Raw genomic sequence first — 18,675 nt, 5'->3', positions numbered from 1 at the left:
GGAGCTTTGAAACCGAGCTAAAAGGCGTCAATGAGCAGCTTCTGGCAGCGCATTCTGGGTCGATCAAGCACGCCTGCGGCCGCGGCGGCCAGCTCGTCCGGTCTCGGTCACAAGCGTACCGACAAGAGCAGCCCAGGGCTGCAAGCCTATGAGCTCAAGCAGTTGCTGGGCCGCGGCGCCATGGCCGTGGTCCATCTGGCCACCGAAAAGGCCAGCGGCCGCCAGGTGGCCATCAAACGCCTGGCCCTGCAGCGCGAGTTTGCCGCCGAGGATCTGGCCGATGTGCGCCAGCGCTTTATGCGCGAAGCGCGTGCGGCCGGCCATCTGCAGCATGCCGACATCCTGCAGGTGCTGGACGCCGGGGTGGACGGCGAGGACAACTGGATTGCCATGGAGTACGTGCAGGGCCAGGACCTCAGCCACTTCATCCGCGCCGGCCAGCTGCTGCCGGTGGACGAGGTCTTGGCGCTGGGCCAGCGCCTGGCCCTGGCGCTGGACTATGCACACGCCCAAGGCGTCATCCACCGTGATATCAAGCCCGCCAATGTGATGCTGGAGCGCCGCAGCGGCGTGCTCAAGATCATGGACTTCGGCATCGCCCGCATCGCCGATGGCAGCCGCACCCGCACCGGCCTGGTGCTGGGCACGCCCTCCTTCATGTCGCCCGAGCAGTTGGCCGGCCTCAAGGTGGACGGGCGCAGCGACCTCTATTCCCTGGGCGTCATGCTGTACCAGTTGCTGACCGGCCGCCTGCCTCACCAGGCCGACTCCATGGCCCAGCTGATGTACCAGATCGCCAACCAGGCCCCGCCCGATGTGCGCCACTACCGGCCCGAGCTGCCAGAGTCCCTGGCCCTGGTGCTGGCCCTGGCGCTGGAAAAACGCCCCGAGCTTCGCTATGCCAGCGGCCAGCAGATGGCCCAGGATCTGGCGGCCGTGCTGCAAGAGCTGCCCAAACCCAAGGCGGAGCTTCAATCCGCTGAGATTAAAAGTCAGGAAGACCCGGACCTTTCTGACAATTTGACCGATCCTTTTGCCCGCACGCTCAGATTGGAGCTGGGCGAAGCAGGGCAGAATCCTCCTGCATCTCATCACTCAGAAAAACCATGAGCTTGGAGTTCTTCAGCGCCACAGACGTCGGCCGCGCGCGCGACAACAACGAAGACTCGGTAGCCCTGGACGAGGACGTCGGCCTGGCCGTGCTGGCCGACGGCATGGGCGGCTACAACGCCGGCGAGGTCGCCAGCCAGATGCTGACCAGCTTTATCCGCGCCGAGCTGGGCCGCTGGCTCAAGGAATCGGGCGCCGCCGCCAGCCCGGCCGATGTGCGCCGCGCCATGGACATCTGCGTGGACAACGCCAACCGGGCCATCTTCAACGCCGCCAACACCAACCCGCGCTATGCCGGCATGGGCACCACCCTGGTATTGGGCGTGTTTCGTGCAGAAGGCCTGCTGCTGGGCCATGTGGGCGACTCGCGCGGCTACCGCCTGCGGGCCGGCCAACTGACCCAGATCACCCGCGACCATTCCCTGCTGCAAGAGCAACTGGACGCCGGCCTGCTGACGCCGGAGGAAGCGGTCTATTCGAACAACAAGAATCTCGTCACCCGCGCCGTCGGCGTGGAAGACACGGTGATGCTGGAGCTGCATCTGCACGAGGTGCTGCCCGGCGACCAATTCCTGTTCTGCTCGGACGGCTTGTCCGACATGCTGGAAGACGACGCCCTGCGCCAGTTGCTGATCGCACGGCCCGCCCTGCCCGAGGCCAGCCACGCCCTGATCGAGGCGGCCAATGAGGCGGGTGGCCGTGACAATATCGCCTTGATTCTGGTGCGCGCCGAGAACAAGCCCAAGGCCGAGCCGCGCTCCTGGTGGCCCTTCGGCCGGCGTTGAAAATACGTCGGGGCGTCGCAACAGCGCGTCAGAAATTGCCAAACAGGCCCAAACAGGGGCAACCCGCAGCTGAGTGCCATCGACGGCGGCTATCATCTCCGTCGTCGATGCTTGGCGGCGCCTTGTGCCGCCCGGGCAACAAGCAGTCAGCAGCATTCGACAGCATGGGACGAGCGGCAAGCCAGGGTCGCGGAGAAACAAACAAGACAACAGGATTTGAGGTCAAAGATGGGCAAGCTGGTGGTTTCGCTCGACGGTGTGGTAATCAAGGATGTCCAGATCACCAAGGACAAGACCACGCTCGGGCGCCGGCCTTACAACGACATCGTCATTGACAACCTGGCCGTCAGCGGCGAGCACGCCGTGCTGCAGATGGTGGGTGGCGATGTCTTCATCGAAGACCTGAACTCCACCAACGGCACCTACATCAACGGCAAGGCGATCAAAAAGCAGTTGCTGGCCAATAACGACATCGTCGAAATCGGCAAGTACAAGATCAAGTTCCTGCTGGAAGACAACGGCGACTACGAGAAGACCATGATTCTCAAGTCCGCTGCCGCAGCCCAAGCCGGCACGCCCAGCGGCTTTGCTTCACCCTCGGCCTTCGGCAGCCTGCCGACGGCCGCCTCCGCCCTGCCCGCCACCATCAAGGTGCTGACCGGTGCCGCCGCCGGCCGCGAGGTCAGCCTGACCAAGGTCGTCACCACCGTGGGCAAGCCCGGCGTGCAGGTGGCCTCCATCACCAAACGCCCCAGCGGCTATGTGTTTGCCCATGTCGAGGGCCTGGCCCGGCCGACCGTCAACGGCGTGGCGCTGACCGGTGAATCCATCGCCTTGAAGAATGGTGATGTGATCGAGTTGGCCGGCACGCAGATGCAGTTCGTGCACGCCTGAAGCCCCGCGCCGCGGGCTTGCACGGGGTAGCATCCGCTCGCTTTTCCAGGGCATACCCTGGCCTTTTCCAGCCCCCAGAACGGGGCTTGCGTTGCACAATTGATGCGCGAACTATGGTGTTCGCTCCATCGCATTGCCCTGCCGTGAGCCACTCCCCTCATCCACAAGTCAATGCCGAGCTCGCTGCTCCTGAGCCGGACAAAGCGCTCCTCAGCAAGCCCTCTCGCCTGCACTCCATCCGCCTGCGCATGGGCTTGGCCGTGTTTTTGTGCTGCAGCCTGATCGTGGGCCTGACCGATTGGCTGCACCTTCAGCACCAGTTGCGCCAAAGCAATCCCCGCCCACCGGGCCTGAGCCAGGGTGTCGGCAGCACCATCGCCAGCCTGCCGGCCGCGAACCAGGAACTGGTGTTCGAAGCGCCGGCCACCGGCACCCTTGCCGAACCGGTGCAATGGCGCGAACACCTGCCCGCCATGCTGGCCCGCGACATCGTGTTGGTGATGCTGCTGAGCGGCAGCCTGATCTGGCTGCTGGAGCGCCTGGTGATGCGCCCGCTGCGTGGCCTGGCCGAGCAGACCGAAAGCCTGGCCGAGGACGGGCCCAGCACCTTGTCCCCCAGCACCCAGCTCCATGAGCTGGCCGGCCTGAGCCAGACCATCCAGCGTGCCCAGCGGCAGTGGATTCAACGCGCCCAGCAGGAGCAGCAGCGCGCCGAAGCCTTCCGCGCCGAGGCCGAACGCCAGGCCGCCGCCCTGCACCAGGCCGAACAAGCCCTGGCCCAGCGTACCCAGGAGCTGGATCAGCTCAAGCGCGTCGACGCCCTCACCGGCCTGCCCAATCGACGCGAATTCGACGAAGCCTTGCGACGCGAATTCAAGCGCGCCCAGCGCCATCGCGGGCGCCTGGCCCTGGCTGTGCTGGACCTGGACCAGTTCAAGAACTTCAATGAACGCTATGGCCAGGCCGCTGGCGACCAGGCCTTGCAGCGCTTTGCCCAGTTGTTGAGCGAACGCTTCAAGCGCGATACCGATCTGGTGGCCCGCCTGGGTGGGGAGGAGTTTGTGGCCTTGCTGCCTGGCTTTGAGTTGGAGGTCAGCCAGAACCTGCTGGAGCAAGTCAGCGAAGAGCTGCGCGCCCTGCAAATCCCCCACGCCGGCGGTGTGGGCGAGGCCCAGATCCTGACGGTCAGCATAGGCTTGGCCGCCTACTGCCCGGCCGAACCCTATCTGAGTTCACAAGCCCTGATGCAGGCGGCCGATGAGGCGCTCTATATCGCCAAGCATGCCGGGCGTGATCGCCTCAGCCGGGCTGCCAGCGCGCCCGGCCGCGGCTGAGCAAGTGGGCCGCAACAGCGCTGTCGGGCCCGGTTTCAGCGCCCGTGTTCCTGGGCCAGTTGCAATTGCTCGCTGACGCGGCGCGAGGCCCGCAGCACCAGGGTTTCATCCAGCGAGGCCTGGGGCGAGATTTCATGCGCCACCTCCTCCAGCCGCTCGGGGCAGAGCAGCATGGACCAGGCCATGGTCGAGATCGCACTGACCCCGCGGCGTTGCAAGACCTCGGGCATCAGCAAGGTTTCCTGCACCTGCACATGGTGGCGCACGCTGGCCACCGAGGCCGGCGCCAGACCCCAGCTCTCGCACAGGGCCGCACCCAGGGCATCATGGCTGACGCCAAAGGCCCGGTGCTCCAACTCCACCAGCTCCGAATCGCGCGTGGCCGCACGCAACATGGCCGTGTAATGCTGGGGCGCATGACGGTACAGCACGGCCTTGCCGCACTCTTCGAACAGGCCGGCCGAGTGCGCGGCCCAGGGGTCCACGCCCAGCATCTGGCCCATGCGGCCCATCATGATGCCGCGCTCGGAGGCGCGCTTCCACACCGGCTCCAGCTCGGCGGCGGGCGGAAAGGCGGCGCGCAAACCCATCTCAAAGGTGATGCCGGACACCTCACGCATGCCCAGATAGGTCAGGGCCTGGTGCACCGTCTGCACCTTGCCGCGCAGGCCGTAAAGCGAGGAGTTGACCGCCTTGAGCACCGCCGCGGCCAGGGCCATATCGGTTTCGACCAGGGCCGACATGGCCAGCAGATCGATGTCTTCGGCCGCCATCAGCAGGGACAACTTGACCAGCACCTCGGGCTGGGTCGGAATTTCTATTTCAAGCGTACGAAGCTGTGGATCAACTGGCATGGACAAACTCCTCTCTCTGCTCGCATAAGTCGCGATCTTGGCAGGCCGCGCAAGAACACGGGTTGATTTTCTGGCAAGCTTGGGCCTGCAGGTACACGAATCAGGACGCAGACATGAACGGCTTCAACTGTACTCTGTGCGCACCCGGCGTCGAGGACGCCGGGTAACAATCTGACCCTCATGTCCAAAGTCGCTACACCGTGATTCCGACCGCGCCGCTGATCTTGATGATCGATGATCAGCCGGAGGAATTGCGCCAGCTCGCCGACCTGCTGCGCAAGGACTACCGGCTGACCAGCGCCGACAGCGGCCACGGCGGCCTGCAAAGAGCGCAGGCCCTGCAGCCCGCGCTGATCCTGCTGGACCTGAACCTGCCCGATATGGATGGGCTGGCCACCTGCGGCCTGCTCAAGGCCGACCCGCTAACGGCCCAAATACCCGTCATCTTCCTCAGCGCAGACAACTCGCCCGAACGGCGTGTGCAGGGCCTGACCCACGGTGGCGTGGACTATATCGGCAAGCCCTTTATGCCCGACGAGGTGCAAGCCCGTGTGCGCGTACACCTGCATCTGCAGCAGCGCCTGCGCCAGGCCGAGCAAGGCTTGCAAACGGCGAACGCGGCCACGCCGCGCAACCCGAACGAGTTGCTGATGCAGGGCGCGGTGCAATACATCCGCGACAACCTGGCCCAACTGCCCTCGGTGGCCGATGTGGCGCGCAAGATCGGCCTCAGCGAGAAGCGCCTGCTGGCCTTGTTCCGCGAGCAACTGGGTCTGACGGTCTCGGGCTTCATCAGCGACGAGCGGGTGCGCACCGGCCAGCGCCTGCTGGGCGACACGGCCATGTCCATCCACGATATTGCCAGCACGGTGGGGTTTCAGAACGCCGGCAACTTCGCCACCGCCTTCCGGGAACGCTTTGGCGTAACACCCCTGGCCTACCGCCAGACCGCCCGCGACGCCGCAACGCCCAACCCTTGAAGCACAGGGCGATGCCAATGCTGCGGACTTTGCTTTGGCCGCTTTGCTCGCTTTGGCTGGCCCTGCTGCTGATCGGTACGCCCGCCGCCGCGGCTGCAGCAGCCGCAACGGTGCTGGACCTGGCCAGCGGCCCGCCACGCCTGGCCTTGCAAAGCTTTGTCAGCGTGCGCGAAGACAGCAGCGCCAGCCTGGACCGCGAACAGATATTGGCGGGCGGCGAGGCCTTGTTCATCCCCATGGCCGACAACAACGCCCTGCTGCAGCCCGGCTTCAGCGCCTCGGCCTTCTGGCTCTGCCTGCGCCTGCGCAACACGGCGAACACGCCGGTGCACCGCGTCCTGACCGTGGACTCGGCCCGCGCCGAAAACGTCGCCTTTCATCTGCGCCAGGACGGGCAATGGCGGCGCAGCGCGGCCGGCATGGATCAGGCGTTCGAACGCCGCGCGCTGCCACACCGGCTCAGCGCCCTCGAACTGGAACTGCCGCCGCAGGGCGAGGCCTTGCTGCTGATCCGCATCGCGGGCAGACCCTCGATCAGCTTGGGGCTGCATCTGTGGCGCCCGGCCGACTTGACCCGCTTTGATCGCCTGCACGATGGCCTGGCGGGCGCGCTGGCCGGTGCCCACGGCCTGATGGCCTTGATCGCCCTGCTCCTGTTCGTCTCGCTGCGTCGGCCCACTTATCTGCTGATCGGCGCCTTTCTGCTCAGCTATCTGTTCTACGAGGCCAGCGTCAAGGGCTATGCCTTCATGTTCCTGTGGCCCACGGCGCTGGACTGGGCGCCGCGCGCCATCGGAGTCTTCGGCAATCTGATGATTCTGCTGCTGGGCCTGAGCCACTGCAGCATGCTGGAGGTGCGGCAGCGCCAGCGGCGGCTCTACCGGCTGGGCTTGCTGCTGCTAGCTGTGGACCTGGCCTTGCTGGGCTATGCCGTCCTGGGCGAGTACCGCCAGGGCGCGCTGCTGCTGATGCTGATGAATCTCTGCATCCTCATGCTCAGCGCCTTGTTTGCCGCCCGCGCCACCCGCTACCGCCCGCGCCTGGCCTGGCCCCTGCTCGCCTCCATCGTCCTGCAAGGCCTGGGTTGGTCGGCACGGCAGTCGGCCCGCCTGGGGCTGAGCCCCGACAATGCCTGGAGCGAATACGGCCTGCCCCTGCTGGGCCTGCTGTCCTGCCTGCTGATTCTGTGCGTGGCCATTGCCCAGCTGCTGCAAATCGAACGCGACAAACGCAGCGCGCAAGAGCATTTGCTGGCCGAGCGCCATGCCCAGCAAGAGCGGCTCGAAGCCGCCGTGGCCCGCCGCACCACCGAACTGGCCCAGGCCAGCGCCAATGCCCAGGCCAGCAATGCCGCCAAGAGCCGGTTGCTGGCTTATATCGGCCATGATCTGCGCGCCCCCTTGGCCTCGGTGCTGCATCTGACCCGCAGCATGAGCAGCGAATCGCGCGCCCAGGTGGAGCGCGCGCGCGTCGGGCTGGAGCGCAGCTGCCTGCTGCTGCTGGACATGATCGACGAACTGCAGGCCTTTGCCCGCAACGCCCCCGGCCAGGAGCAGGCGCCCACCAGCCCCGCCGACAAGCCCACCCCCGAATCCCTGCAAGGTACCTGTTATCTGCACGGGCTGCTGCAGGACCTGGCGGCGCAGGGCGAGTTGCTGGCGCGGGTCGGCGGCAATCGCTTCGACCTACAGATCGCCGAAGACTTGCCGGCGCTTGTTGTGCTGGATGCCAAATTGCTGCGCCAGGTCTTGCTGAACCTGCTGTCCAACGCGGCCAAATTCACCGCAAACGGCGAGGTGAAGCTCAGCGCCAGCGTGCAGGCCGGCCGCCTGCACTTCGACATCCTCGACAACGGGCCCGGCATCGCCGAGCAAGACCTGGGCCTCTTGTTCAAGCCCTTTGAGCGCGCCCCCGGCACCAGCCATCTGCCCGGCATGGGCCTGGGCCTGAGCATTGCCGCTCAAGCCGCCCGCACCCTGGGCGGCGAGATCAAGCTGAGCAGCCAGCTGGGCCAGGGCAGTTGCTTCAGCTTCGAGCTGGGCCTGCAAATCGGGCAGGAGCAAGACGTGTTGATGCCCCCGAGCCAGTCCTTGCCCAGGCATTGTCTGGACCTGGGTCAGGGCCGCAGCGCCCTGGTGCTGGAACCCTGCCTGGCCATGCAGGACCGCCACGCCGAACGCCTGCTGGAAGCGGGCTTTGATGTCTGGCGCGCCAGCAGCCTGGCGCAGGACCTCGAATGGCTGCGGACCGAGACGCCTGATCTACTGGTCAGCGAAGCCCTGCTGCCCGAGGGCCCACTGGAAGCGGCCTGGCCCAGCCTGCGGGCCAAGCAGCCCCAGCTGAAACTGCTGCTTTGCTGCGCCCGGCCGCCCCAGGCCTGGGTCGACCAGGCCTTTGTGCTCAAACCGGCCCGCGACGAAGAGTGGTGGCCAGCGCTGGAAGCGCTGCTGCGGCCGCAGGCCGACATCAAGGACTAGCGCAAGAAAGCATCCCAGCCGGTCTTCAGAATCAAGGCCCCGACCACGCACACAAACATGCCCCGCACAAAGCCCGCGCCGCGCGCCAGGGCCATGCGGGTGCCGATCAGACTGCCCAACACATTGGTCACCGCCATCACCAAGGCGATATGCCACCAGACATGGCCCTTCATCGCGAACAGGCTCAGGGCCGCGATATTGGTGCCCACATTCATCAGCTTGGCCGTGGCCGAGGCGTGCAAAAAGTCGTAGCCCAGCAGGCGCACAAAAAGGAAGACGAAAAAGCTGCCGGTGCCCGGGCCGAAAAAGCCATCGTAAAAGCCGATGGTGAAACCGATGGCGGCCGCCACCACAGTCTCTTTGCGCCCCGCAAAACGCGGCGCATGGACCCGGCCCAGGTCTTTTCTCAGCAAGGTGTAGATCAAGACCGCCAGCAGGATCAAAGGCAGGGCGCGGCGCAGAAAGTCGGCGCTGATCAGGGTCACCGTCCAGGCGCCCGCAAAGCTGCCAAGCAGGGCGACCGCCGCCGCCGGCAACAAGGCCTGCCAATTCAGGCTGACCCGGCGCGCGTACTGCACGGTAGACCAGGCCGTGCCCCACACCGAGGCCCCCTTATTGGTGCCGAACAGCGTGGCCGGCGCGGCCTGCGGGAACACGCTGAACAAGGCCGGCACCAGCACCAGGCCACCGCCGCCCACCACCGCATCCACAAAACCGGCCAGCAAGGAGGCCAGGGCAACGATCACAAGTTCAAGCATGGGCTGAGGCGGGGGCTGGAGGCGAGGAGGGCGGCAAATAAAACGGGCGCCTGAAGCAAAGCTCCTGGCGCCCGTGATTGTGACAGCGTCACTTTTTTCGTCGTCTATCGTTTCTTCAACGTTTCTTCAACGTTTCTCAATCAGCTTGAGTTTGTCTCCTCAGCCCGCCTTGCCCGGGCCGCTTGACGCAGCCCATGCATTACGTGGGGCAAATGTAGGGGCCGCCGCAGGTGCACGCACTTGGGGTTTTTACCGGCCGCACGCACCGTTCTGGCGTCGTTGGCATGCACTTACTTTTCATTTAATTCATAAGCTTTACCGAATTCAAGAAAAGGAATCTGCACTTTTGTGGGGAAAGAAAAAAGCAAACCCATGTGCGCTTGTGGCAATGCAGCGCGGGCTCTGTCGCGTTTTTGGCAAAATCAGCGCCGGATTGACCGCCCATCTCCGGCCACCAGCGACGCAAGGGAATGGAACACTCGAACCATGTTTGCCGTCAAAAACCCCCACGCACGCACCGGCTCCTCGGCCGCCTCCCCCCAGGCTAGGCGCTTGGGCCTGGCTCACTGGGCCGGCCTGGTTTTGAGTCTGTGCCTGGCAGCCTGCGGCGGCGGTGGCGGCGGCAGCAGCCCCAGCCTCAGCACGCCGGCCAGCCCGAGCTCACCTCAGCCATCTCCGCAACCGATAGGCAGTGCCACCACCACCTTCGGCCTGACGCTGCCGCGCCAGGGCCTGGTGGCCGCCGATCTGGGCGTCATCGTGGCCGAGGGCGATCCGCTCTCCGAGGCCGTCGCGGCCTATTACCAAACGGCCCGCGGCATTCCGGCCGCCAACATCATCCGGGTCAAGGTCAACACCGCCTCGGCCAGCATCTCGGCCGCCGACTTCGCCGCCCTGAAGACCGATGTGGACGCCAAGCTGCCCGCCGGCGTGCAAGCCACGCTTGTGACCTGGGCCGCACCCTCGCGCGTGGTCGGCCGCTGCGCCATGAGCATCACCAGTGCCCTGGCCCTGGGCTATGACGTCCAATACTGCGGTGGCTGCGACGGCACCACTCGCACGGGCTACTTCGAGTCCGAATCCCAACGGCCCTGGACCGATCTGAAGCTTCGCCCCTCCATGCTGCTGGGCGCCAGCACGCTCGATGCGGCCAAGGCCTTGATCGATCGCGGCGTCAAGGCCGATGCCAGCTACCCCACGGGCGATGGCTATCTGATCCGTACCTCGGACGCGGCCCGCAGCGTGCGTTACGCCGACTTCGCGGCCCAGCCTGCCGCCTGGGCCGGCCGGTTGCAGCTCAGCTATATCGACGCCTCGGCCAATAGCGCCAACAATGCCATCAGCGGCAAGAGCAATGTCTTGTTCTACTTCACCGGCCTGGCCTCGGTGCCCGGCATCGCCAGCAATGGCTTCCGGCCCGGCGCGGTGGCCGACCACCTGACCTCTTACGGCGGCCTGCTCCCCGGCGGGGGCCAGATGTCGGCGCTGGACTGGCTGAGCGCAGGCGCCACCGGCAGCTACGGCACGGTGGAAGAGCCCTGCAACTACACCAACAAATTCCCACAAGCCTCCAGCCTGATCGACCAGTATTACCGCGGCGCCACCCTGATCGAGGCCTACTGGAAATCGGTGGACTGGCCCGGCCAGGGCCTCTTCGTCGGCGAGCCGCTGGCCCAGCCCTTTGCCGACAAGCCCAGCTTCAGCCTGGTTGGCAACCAGTACCAGATCGTCACCCGCGCCCTGCGGCCCCATAGCAGCTATGCCCTGGAGTACCGTGTCGGCAGCAGCGGCAGCTGGACCAGCCTGGCTACTTTTGCCACCGGCGCCGTGCCGGCGCAAACGCTCAGCAGCCCGCTGCCACCCGCCAATGCGACCCAGCTGCGCTGGATGGGGCCTTGCGGAAGCAACCCTTTGTTGCAATGCATGCTAAGCATCAGCAACTGAGCTGAAACCCCGGGGCTGGCAAAATCACGCCCCCATGTCCAGCCTTCCCATGCCCCCTTTGCGCGTGCTGTCCCTCATCCCGCCGATGACGCAGCTCAACACGCCCTACCCGTCCACGGCCTATATCACCGGCTTTCTGCGTTCGCGCGGCATCCCGGCCGTGCAGGAAGACCTGGCCCTGGCCCTGATGCTCAGGCTGTTCTCGCGCGAGGGCTTGCAAGCCTTGCATGAACGCGCCCAGGCCGAGGCCCAGCGCGCGCCCACGGTGCAGAACTTCCTGGCCGAGTACCAGCGCTACCGCTCCACCATCACGCCCACCATCGCCTTTCTGCAAGGCCGCGACCCCACGCTGGCCCACCGCATCAACAGCCGCCAGTTCCTGCCCGAGGGGCCGCGCTTCCAATCCCTGGAGGTTTATGTGGACGAGGACGGCGGCGACCCGCTGGCCTGGGCCTTCGGCGCCCTGGGCCTGCAGGACCGCGCCCGCCACCTGGCCACCCTGTATCTGAACGACCTGGCCGATGTCTTGCGCGAGGCGGTGGACCCGCGCTTCGAATTTGTGCGCTATGCCGAGTCGCTCGCCACCAGCCAGCCCAGCTTCGAGCCCCTGGCCCAGGCCCTGGCCGCGCCGCTGAATCTGGTCGATACGACGCTGCAAGACCTGACCCTGGCCGCGATTGAAAAACACCGACCCGAGCTGGTGCTGGTGTCCGTGCCCTTCCCCGGTGCCGTCTACGCCGGCTTCCGCATCGCCCAGACCATTCGCGCCCGCTTCCCCGCCATCAAGCTGGCCCTGGGCGGCGGCTTCGTCAACACCGAGCTGCGCGAGCTGAGCGAGCCGCGCGTGTTCGACTACTTCGACTTCCTGACCCTGGACGCCGGCGAGCGCCCGCTGCTGGCGCTGATCGAGCACTGCCAAGGCCGGCGCTCGCGCCAGCGCCTGGTGCGCACCTTCGTCCGTGAAGACGGCGAGGTGCGCTACATCAACTTCGTCGAGCCCGATATCGCCTTCGCCGAGGTCGGCACGCCCACCTGGGACGGCCTGCCCCTGGACCGCTACCTCTCCCTGCTGGACATGCTCAACCCCATGAACCGGCTGTGGTCCGACGGGCGCTGGAACAAGCTCACCGTGGCGCACGGCTGCTACTGGAAGAAGTGCAGCTTCTGCGACGTCAGCCTGGACTACATCTCCCGCTACGAGGGCGCCAGCGCCGCCACCCTGGTGGACCGCATCGAAGCCATCGTGCAGGAGACCGGGCAAACCGGCTTTCACTTCGTCGACGAGGCCGCGCCGCCCAAGGCCCTCAAGGCCCTGGCCGCCGAGCTCAAGGCCCGCCAGCTGGACATCTCCTGGTGGGGCAATATCCGCTTCGAGAAATCCTTCAGCCCCGAGCTCTGCCAAGCCCTGGCCGACAGCGGCTGCATCGCCATCTCGGGCGGCCTGGAGGTGGCCTCGGACCGCTTGCTGAACCTGATGAAGAAGGGCGTCTCGGTCGAGCAGGTGGCGCGCGTCACCCGCAGCTTCACCGACGCCGGCATCCTGGTGCACGCCTATCTGATGTACGGCTTCCCCACGCAGACGGTGCAGGACACCGTCGATGCTTTGGAATATGTGCGCCAGCTGTTCGAGAACGGCTGCATCCAGAGCGGCTTCTTCCACCGCTTTGCCTGCACCGTGCATTCCCCGGTGGGCAAGAGCCCGGAGGATTACGGCGTTAGCCTGCTGCCCCTGCCACCCGGCGGTTTCGCCAAGAACGATGTGGGCTTTGTGGACCCCAGCGGCGTGGACCACGATGTCTTGGGCCGGGCGCTCAAGAAGGCCATTTACAACTATATGCACGGCATCGGCCTGGAAGAGGATGTGCGCAGCTGGTTCACGATCAAGGTGCCCAAGCCCACGGTGTCGCGGCACAGGATTGCCAGGGCGCTGAGTCAGCCGAATTTCTGACGGTCGGCCACAAAGCCCTCAAACGCCTCCCACAAAGGCCGGTACCGATCCAGCCCGGGCAAGACCTGAGCCTCCAGCTGCTGCAAGGCCAGCGCCGCAGCCTCCAGGCTGGAGCGCTGCTCGGGCCGCTGGGCGCGGCGTATGGCATAGCCGGAGGGCGGCAGCTCGGTCAGCGCCAAACGTGGCAGCGTCTGCAACCGGGGGTTGAGTTGCAACATCTTGCGGCTCTTGCGCCAGGTGGCGTCCAACAGAATCAAGCGCTGCACTGGCCCCGCAGTGGCGCCGGCCAAGGCCGTCGCGTCCATGGGGTAAAGCAGGGCCGTGCCCGCACCCAGCAGCGGCGCCAGCAAAGCCTCGTCAAACCCCTCGCCCACCAGCACCCGGCAGCGGCTCAGGCAGCGCTGCAAGAGTCGCACCGTGCCCTTGGCCTGATGCTGCTCCTGCGGGTGCTGCAAGACGATCAGCTCGACCCGGTTGTCCACCGGCCTGACCCAGGCGCACAGGCAGGCGGCCAGGGGTAGCTCGCAGGCACGGCAGATCAATCTTCTCTTTACTTCCACAGCTTGAGCCCGTCCAGGCGGGCCTCGATATCGGCCATGGTCGCGCGGTAGACGGGCGAGCCGATGGCACCGTAGCGCTGCTGGAAATCGCGCTCGGCCATGAACTCGGGCAGATCGCTGACATCGGGCATGAAGTCGCGCTCCTGCAGGCCCGCGCTCATGGCGATCTGCAGGCGCGCCGGGTTCTTGGCCGCCAGCACACCGAAGCGGGTGCCGGCCCGGTCCGCCGCAATATCGTTGAAGCTGAAGCCGCTGCCGCCGCGCGAATCCGCCACCTCTTTGTAGACCCCGATGGCATCGGCCAGCGGCCCGCCGCCCTCGATGGCCAGGGCCGCCGAGACCAGAAAATGCTGCGAAAAATCGTCCCGGCCGCCCAGGGTCAGAACCAAAGGTCGCAGCGGCGTCCAGTGGCGTGCCGACGGCATCAGCACGGCCCAACTCTTGCCGCTGGCATGCAGGGTCAGCGTCAGGATGGCGGCGCGGTTTTCGGCCGCCATCAGGCGCTCGTCCCCATGGCTGCGCTGGCGCGCCAGATCGAACAGGGGCGGCAGCAAGGCCGCCAGCGAGACCGCTGAATTCACCGGGTAGGCCTCGCTGAGCTTGCGCAGATGCTCGTGGTAAGCCATGGCCCGCTGCTGCTCGGACGCGGGCCAGACCAAGGCCATCACCCGCTCCATGCTGTCTGGCTGCCACTGGTAGCGCACTTGCGCGTATTGCTCGCCAAAGCCGATGCGCTCGATCAAGTCCTTGGCCAGCTGCACATCCTGCGGCGGCGGCAGATGCTTGAGCGCGCTGCGCAGCGCCAGATTGGCCACCCAGGCCGGCACCGGCAGACGCCCCACCCACACCTGCTCGAATTCGGGCAGGCGCCGGGTCTCGTGCAACAGGGCTTGCACATTCAGCCACAGGCCCAGCTTGGGCAAGGCATAGGCGATGCGCAGATCCGCCACCCCCGCATGCAGGCGCACTTGGGCCGCGCCGCTGCGCGAGTACAAGGCCGCCTGGCCCAGCAGCAGGTTCAGGTCTTTCTCGCTGAGGGTGACCAAGCGATGCGAACCGCCCTCGATCAGGCGCGGGTCATTGCGCTTAAGGAAGTCCTTGGCACGGCTCAGGTCGGCGCTCTTCACCTCGACGGCGGGCGGCAGGCTGGGCTGGGTTTGCAGGGCCAGCAGCACAGCCAGGCACAGGCCCAGCAGCAGGCCCCAGAGAATTCGTTGGATCCACTTCTTCATGCCGCGCAGTCTGCCAGCAAAAGCCGATGGCCCCAGCGGTGACAATGAAGGAAATGCCCGCCCAAGCCGCTACCACCAAGCCGAACCCGGACCGCATCTGGCCGCCCAGTGCCGAGACCCTGGCCCGCCTGTTCGAACGCCCCCGCCTGCTGCGCGGCCGCGGCCTGCAGGCCCAGTTGGTGGACGTGCAGGCCGGGCCCGAGGGCGCCAGCGCACGCTGGGTGGGCGCCGCGGGCCAAAGTTTTGAGCTCAGCGTGCAAGGCCTGGCGCAGCCAGGCGGCCCCCCCCACTACCAAGCCCTGTGCTCCTGCAAGGTCCAGCGCTTTTGCGAGCATGCGGCCGCCCTGATGCTCAAGCTGCAGGCCGAGGCCGATGCGCCGCAACGCGCCGCCCTGCTGCAGACCTGGGTCCAAGCCCTGCGCCGCAAGGCCAGCAAAACCGAGCTGAAGGCCCTGCCCCGCCTGCCCGACGAAGACGCCGTCAAGCTGATGGATCTGCTGCTGGAAGACGCCGCCCCCGCGCCGCTGCCGCCCACCGAGCCCGCCGCCCCGCCCTTGCCGCAGGGCGAGCCGGCCCGCTTCCAGCCCCGCCTCACGCTGCAGACCCTGCACCGTGGCGATGGTTTGTTAGGCCTATCACCCAGCGGCAAGCTGGGCCCGCGCGGCGATGCCGTCACGGTGGCCAAGGTGGACTGGACCTACACCGGCGAAGACGGCCTGCGCTGGGAAACCCCCGCCCCCCGCAGCCTGCTGGGCGGCCGCCCAGCCGCCTTGCAAGCCTTGGAGAACGGCCGCCTGCTGGCCCGCGACCTGATCAAAGAGGCCGATGCACGCGACCAGCTCTGGGGCCTGCAGCTGATCCCGCTGGACGCCAAGCTGCTGCAGTGGCGCGACCCGGCCGCGGCCTTGGCCGGCCCCTGGTGGACCCTGGCGCAAGAAGAATTCTTCGGCGCCTTCTATCTGGAGCGCGTGCCCGAGTTGCAGGCCCAGGGCTGGGCGATACAGCTGCTGCCTGGCTTTGCCCACCGGCCCGCGCAGGCGGAGGGCTGGAAGATCAAGATCGACAGGCTCAGCCTGCCGGCTCGCCAGGGCTCCTGGCTGCTCAGCCTGGGCGTGGAGATCGAGGGCGAGACCCTGGATCTGGCGCCCATGATTGCCGACCTGATCAAGCGCGATGGCCGCTGGCTACAGCGCGAGGAGCTGGACCAGATCGAAGACGAGGCCACGGTGCTGCTGCACGCCCCTGGCGGGCGCCGCATCGAGGCCCCGGCATTGCCGCTCAAAACCATCATCGGCGCGATGGTGGACCTGCTCACCGACCCCAAGCGCGCCGCCGGCCCGCTGCAGATCAGCGACTGGGACGCCGGCCGCCTGGCCCTGCTGGACATCGATGCGCGCACGCGCTGGCAGATCCAGGGCGACGCCGATCTGCGCCTGCTGGCCCGCCGCCTGCAGGCCGCCGGCAGCCCGCAGCCCGTGGCCCCGCCAGCCGGCCTGGGCCTGCAGCTACGGCCCTACCAGCTGGCCGGCCTGGCCTGGCTGCAATACCTGCGCGAGCAAGGCCTGGCCGGCATCCTGGCCGACGATATGGGCTTGGGCAAGACGGCCCAGGCCCTGGCCCACTTGCTGATCGAAAAGCAGGCCGGCCGCCTGGACCGCCCGGCCCTGGCCGTGCTGCCCACCTCCCTGCTGTTCAACTGGCTGGCCGAGGCGCGGCGCATCGCCCCCGATTTGCGCGTGCTGGTCTTGCAGGGCACCGAGCGGGCCCGCCATTTCAAACAGTTAGGTGACTATGACTTGGTGCTGAGCACCTACCCCTTGTTGTGGCGCGATATCTCGGCCCTGGCCGCCCAGTCCTGGCATCTGCTGATCCTGGACGAGGCACAGACGGTCAAGAACGCCGCCAGCCGCGCGGCCCGCTCGGTTCGCAAATTACATGCGCGGCACCGGCTCTGCCTCACCGGCACGCCGCTGGAAAACCATCTGGGCGAGCTGTGGACGCAGTTCGACTTTCTGATGCCCGGCTTTCTGGGTGATTCACGCAGCTTTGCCCGGCTCTGGCGCAAACCCATCGAGGTGAATGGCGAGAGCCTGCGCGCCGAGCTGCTGGCCGCCCGGGTGCGGCCCTTCATCCTGCGCCGCCGCAAGGGCGAGGTGGCCACCGAGCTGCCGGCCCTGAGCGAGGTGATACGCCGCATCCCCCTCTTCGGCGCGCAGAAAGAGCTGTACGAAAGCGTGCGGGTGGCGGCCGACAAGCAGGTGCGGCGCGAGCTGGCCAAGCATGGTTTCTCCGGCGCCCTGATCTCGGTGCTGGACGCCTTGCTCAAGCTGCGCCAGGTCTGCTGCGACCCCCTGCTGGTCAAAAGCATGGAGATCGCCCCCGGCATGGAGCGGGCCAAGCTGGAGCTGCTGGGCCAGATGCTGCCCGAGCTGCTCAGCGAGGGGCGGCGGGTGCTGGTGTTCTCGCAGTTTGCCGAGATGCTGGGCCTGATTGCCGCCGAGTTGCAGGGTTTGGGCCTGCCCTTTATCAGCCTGACCGGCGCCACCCCGGTGGGCGAGCGGGCCGAGTTGGTGCGGCGCTTTCAGGCCGAGGAAGTGCCTGTTTTGCTGATCAGCCTGAAGGCCGGCGGCGTCGGGCTCAACCTGACGGCGGCCGACACCGTCATCCATGTGGACCCCTGGTGGAACCCGGCCGTGGAGGCCCAGGCCAGCGCGCGCGCCCACCGCATCGGGCAGGACAAGCCGGTGTTTGTCTACAAGCTGGTGGTGGCGGGCAGCATCGAGGAGCGCATGCTGGAGCTGCAGGCACGCAAGCTCAGGCTGGCGGAGGGCGTGCTGGGCTCGGACGCGGCCGAGACCGTCAAATTCAGCCCCGCGGATCTGGAGCTGCTGCTGGCGCCCCTGGCTTGACGGGCGCTGCGGGGCGCAGAAATGAGAACGGCCGGGGAATGCCCGGCCGGTTCTGTTCAAGAACAAATCAACGCTTGCGGTCGAAGCGGATGCCGGCGCGTGCCAGGCTGCGACGGTCGCCGCCACCAAAACCGGCCTCGAAAGCTTCGTGCTTGCGGCCCTTGTCCAGCTGGGCCCCATGCCATTCGGGGCAGGGGATGCGACGGGGTTGTTGTTCGGGGTGCTGCTGAGTTTTCATGGCTTTCTTGCCTTTTCTCCTGACGTCCCTGGGGTCCATCCCTATGGGCTTGCGGGCCGTCTGCTGATGTCAACGCCGACCCCGGAGCCAAGGTTGACAGCGGGGCGGTAAGATTTTTCAGCTCCTTTCGCCTTCAGTATGGGCGCGCCAACTGCTCAAAAAGTAAGCAAATGCGTGGAAATACTCGGCCGCCAAGCCCCAGACCGGGCGGAAGCGGCTGCTTTCTCGCTAAGCTGGGCACCTTATGAAGCCTTCTGCGAACTCACCGGTGAGCACACTGTCCGGCGTGCCCACCGACGCTCACACCCGCCACGCCCACACCACCCTGGTGGCCTGCCTCTGCGCCGCCTGGTGCCGCACCTGCGAGGGCTATCACGAGACCTTTGCCGCCCTGCGCCAGCAGTTCCCCGAGTTCCGCTTCGTCTGGGTGGACACCGAGGACGACGAAGAGCTGGTGGGCGATCTGGACGTGGAGACCTTCCCCACCCTCTTGATCGGCGTGGGTGAGGAGCTGCGTTTTATCGGCCCGGTGACGCCCCAGCTGGCCACCGCTCAACGCCTGCTGGAAACCGCCAGCCAGGCCGCCATGGTCAGTGCCAGCCCCGCCGCCCAGGCCTTGCTGCTGCGACTGCAAAGCAGCTGCTGAGCCGTC

At 66.7% G+C, this 18,675-nt stretch carries 15 protein-coding genes; 10 read left to right on the top strand and 5 right to left on the bottom strand.

What is annotated here, in order from left to right; all coding sequences use genetic code 11:
- The first annotated feature begins 30 nt into the window (after positions 1-30).
- The 4 genes from HNP55_RS05655 (at position 31) to HNP55_RS05640 (ending at position 4,123) form a co-directional block, all read left to right on the top strand.
- Positions 31-1,110 carry a serine/threonine-protein kinase gene (locus HNP55_RS05655; RefSeq protein WP_184297076.1) on the top strand — a complete coding sequence of 360 codons (1,080 nt, stop codon included), beginning with the start codon at positions 31-33 and terminating at the stop codon, positions 1,108-1,110.
- On the top strand, positions 1,107-1,895 hold the full coding sequence (locus tag HNP55_RS05650) for a Stp1/IreP family PP2C-type Ser/Thr phosphatase (RefSeq protein ID WP_184297074.1): 789 nt from the start codon (positions 1,107-1,109) through the stop codon (positions 1,893-1,895). Before HNP55_RS05655 ends, HNP55_RS05650 begins: the two co-directional genes overlap by 4 nt.
- A gap of 228 nt (positions 1,896-2,123) precedes the next feature.
- Complete coding sequence (locus HNP55_RS05645; protein ID WP_184297072.1) at positions 2,124-2,789, top strand: FHA domain-containing protein; 666 nt, start codon at positions 2,124-2,126, stop codon at positions 2,787-2,789.
- A gap of 143 nt (positions 2,790-2,932) precedes the next feature.
- Positions 2,933-4,123, top strand: coding sequence for a diguanylate cyclase domain-containing protein (locus tag HNP55_RS05640; protein WP_184297070.1), 1,191 nt, complete (start codon positions 2,933-2,935; stop codon positions 4,121-4,123).
- Between the two features lie 35 nt (positions 4,124-4,158).
- Here the strand turns inward: HNP55_RS05640 and HNP55_RS05635 are convergent, their stop codons facing one another.
- On the bottom strand, positions 4,159-4,977 hold the full coding sequence (locus HNP55_RS05635; protein WP_184297068.1) for an HDOD domain-containing protein: 819 nt from the start codon (positions 4,975-4,977) through the stop codon (positions 4,159-4,161).
- A gap of 200 nt (positions 4,978-5,177) precedes the next feature.
- Between HNP55_RS05635 and HNP55_RS05630 the strand changes: the two genes are divergently transcribed.
- Positions 5,178-5,957 carry a DNA-binding response regulator gene (locus HNP55_RS05630; protein ID WP_221439478.1) on the top strand — a complete coding sequence of 260 codons (780 nt, stop codon included), beginning with the start codon at positions 5,178-5,180 and terminating at the stop codon, positions 5,955-5,957.
- A 17-nt stretch (positions 5,958-5,974) separates the two neighbouring features.
- On the top strand, positions 5,975-8,434 hold the full coding sequence (locus HNP55_RS05625; protein WP_184297066.1) for an ATP-binding protein: 2,460 nt from the start codon (positions 5,975-5,977) through the stop codon (positions 8,432-8,434).
- Here the strand turns inward: HNP55_RS05625 and HNP55_RS05620 are convergent.
- Entirely contained in the window at positions 8,431-9,192 is a 762-nt protein-coding gene (locus HNP55_RS05620) for a TSUP family transporter (RefSeq protein WP_184297064.1), read from the bottom strand. The genes HNP55_RS05625 and HNP55_RS05620 overlap by 4 nt on opposite strands.
- Before the next feature lie 486 nt (positions 9,193-9,678).
- Between HNP55_RS05620 and HNP55_RS05615 the strand changes: the two genes are divergently transcribed.
- Entirely contained in the window at positions 9,679-11,136 is a 1,458-nt protein-coding gene (locus HNP55_RS05615) for a TIGR03790 family protein (protein WP_184297062.1), read from the top strand.
- 34 nt (positions 11,137-11,170) lie between these two features.
- The gene (locus HNP55_RS05610; protein ID WP_184297060.1) at positions 11,171-13,084 is read left to right on the top strand and encodes a B12-binding domain-containing radical SAM protein; all 1,914 of its coding nucleotides are present in this window, start codon (positions 11,171-11,173) and stop codon (positions 13,082-13,084) included.
- On the opposite strand, the gene HNP55_RS05605 is transcribed toward HNP55_RS05610, so the two are convergent.
- Entirely contained in the window at positions 13,069-13,626 is a 558-nt protein-coding gene (locus HNP55_RS05605; protein WP_221439477.1) for a tRNA-uridine aminocarboxypropyltransferase, read from the bottom strand. The genes HNP55_RS05610 and HNP55_RS05605 overlap by 16 nt on opposite strands.
- A gap of 8 nt (positions 13,627-13,634) precedes the next feature.
- On the bottom strand, positions 13,635-14,876 hold the full coding sequence (locus HNP55_RS05600; RefSeq protein WP_184297056.1) for a hypothetical protein: 1,242 nt from the start codon (positions 14,874-14,876) through the stop codon (positions 13,635-13,637).
- Between the two features lie 53 nt (positions 14,877-14,929).
- On the opposite strand from HNP55_RS05600, the gene HNP55_RS05595 reads away from it, so the two are divergent.
- Positions 14,930-17,785: a DEAD/DEAH box helicase gene (locus tag HNP55_RS05595; protein WP_409993731.1), complete on the top strand. Its 2,856-nt coding sequence runs from the start codon at positions 14,930-14,932 to the stop codon at positions 17,783-17,785.
- A gap of 67 nt (positions 17,786-17,852) precedes the next feature.
- Here the strand turns inward: HNP55_RS05595 and HNP55_RS05590 are convergent, their stop codons facing one another.
- Positions 17,853-18,023 carry a hypothetical protein gene (locus HNP55_RS05590; protein ID WP_184297054.1) on the bottom strand — a complete coding sequence of 57 codons (171 nt, stop codon included), beginning with the start codon at positions 18,021-18,023 and terminating at the stop codon, positions 17,853-17,855.
- A 268-nt stretch (positions 18,024-18,291) separates the two neighbouring features.
- Between HNP55_RS05590 and HNP55_RS05585 the strand changes: the two genes are divergently transcribed.
- Complete coding sequence (locus HNP55_RS05585) at positions 18,292-18,669, top strand: thioredoxin family protein (protein ID WP_348648668.1); 378 nt, start codon at positions 18,292-18,294, stop codon at positions 18,667-18,669.
- The last annotated feature ends 6 nt before the right edge of the window (positions 18,670-18,675 follow it).

This window comes from Roseateles oligotrophus (genome assembly GCF_014204525.1).
Lineage (GTDB): Bacteria > Pseudomonadota > Gammaproteobacteria > Burkholderiales > Burkholderiaceae_C > Paucibacter_A > Paucibacter_A oligotrophus_A.
Note: the sequence above shows the minus strand (reverse complement) of the source record. Positions and strands in the feature narration are given on the sequence as shown.